At 55.8% G+C, this 1220-nt stretch carries 1 protein-coding gene; it reads right to left on the bottom strand.

What is annotated here, in order from left to right:
- Window positions 1–36 precede the first annotated feature (36 nt).
- Window positions 37–1104, bottom strand: a complete 1068-nt coding sequence (locus tag PMI26_RS03780; RefSeq protein WP_238540842.1) for an IS3 family transposase — start codon at window positions 1102–1104, stop codon at window positions 37–39.
- Window positions 1105–1220 lie beyond the last annotated feature (116 nt).

Here is a 1220-nt window from a genome sequence, read left to right as displayed (position 1 = left end):
AGTGGTTCATTTTTTTTGAACCGCTCCGTAGGAGTATTAAGCCGCCTGTTGCTCATACAGCGCAGGCGGCAAGTTGTTCGAGGCAGAGTGGCAACGGCGATGGTTGTAATGGGAGATGAAGCCCATCACATCCTTCTCTGCTTCGAAATGATTGCGGTAGCCATCTTCCGGCATCCAATCGTGCTTCAATGTCCTGAAATAGCGCTCGACCACCGCGTTATCCCAGCAGTTACCCCGCCGACTCATGCTCTGGACGATCCTGCTTTCTGCCAAGCATTCAACAAATCGTTCGGCGGTGTACTGACAACCCTGGTCTGAGTGAAATAGCAACTCAGGCATCGGGCGGCGTAGCGCTACCGCCAGCCTCAGCGCTTTGACAGACAACTCGGCATCAGCGGTTCGTGAGCAAGCCCATCCCACGATCCGGCGCGAAAACAGATCCATCACCACGGCCAGATACAGCCAGCCGCTCCCCACCCGGATATAGGTGATATCGCCTGCCCACAGCGTGTCTGGCCGGGACGGGTTGAAGCGCCGATCAAGTATGTTCGGTGCCACCACCGCAGGCTTGGTAGCGCGCCGATAATGGGCGTAACGCGGTCTACGCCGGTGCAAACCAAAGGATTTGATCAGCGTGCGCATTCGATAGCGTCCGATGAAAATGCCTTCTTTTCTTAACTCTTTGGATAGCCCGCGAGTACCTAGCGCTTCGCGATGTTCTTTATGTAACGCGCGCAGTTTGCGCTCCAGGCATCGCTGGTCAGCCCGCCTGGGCTTGGGTTTGCGCTTGGCGTAGTAACTGCTGCGGGCCACACCCAGCACTGAGCACATACGCCGAATCGACATCTTCCCTTTGATGCCATCAATCATTTGGCTCGACCGAACAGAACCTTCAGATGAGAGGGCAATTGCTTTTTTAGCACTTGGTTCTCGGCTTCCAGCAGCGCCAACTTCGCCTGCAACGACTCGATCAGCTCCTGATCCTGCAATCGGGTGGGCTGCAACATTCCCGCCTGCTCCTCGACGCCAGCGCAGAACCCAGCGGCGCAGAGCCGTAGGGCCCACCCCGGTGGCCTCACAGGCTTTAGGTATGGAGTAATTCATCTCCACAACCAAGCGGATGGCTTCCGCTTTTCCTCAGATGTAACAACCCGATATCCCATGACGCGTCCTTAAATCGATGCTCCTACATCATGGTCCAAAAATGTTCGACCACTACA

The organism is Pseudomonas sp. GM33 (assembly GCF_000282295.1).
GTDB lineage: Bacteria > Pseudomonadota > Gammaproteobacteria > Pseudomonadales > Pseudomonadaceae > Aquipseudomonas > Aquipseudomonas laurylsulfatiphila.
This window is presented reverse-complemented; position numbering and strand designations above follow the sequence as displayed.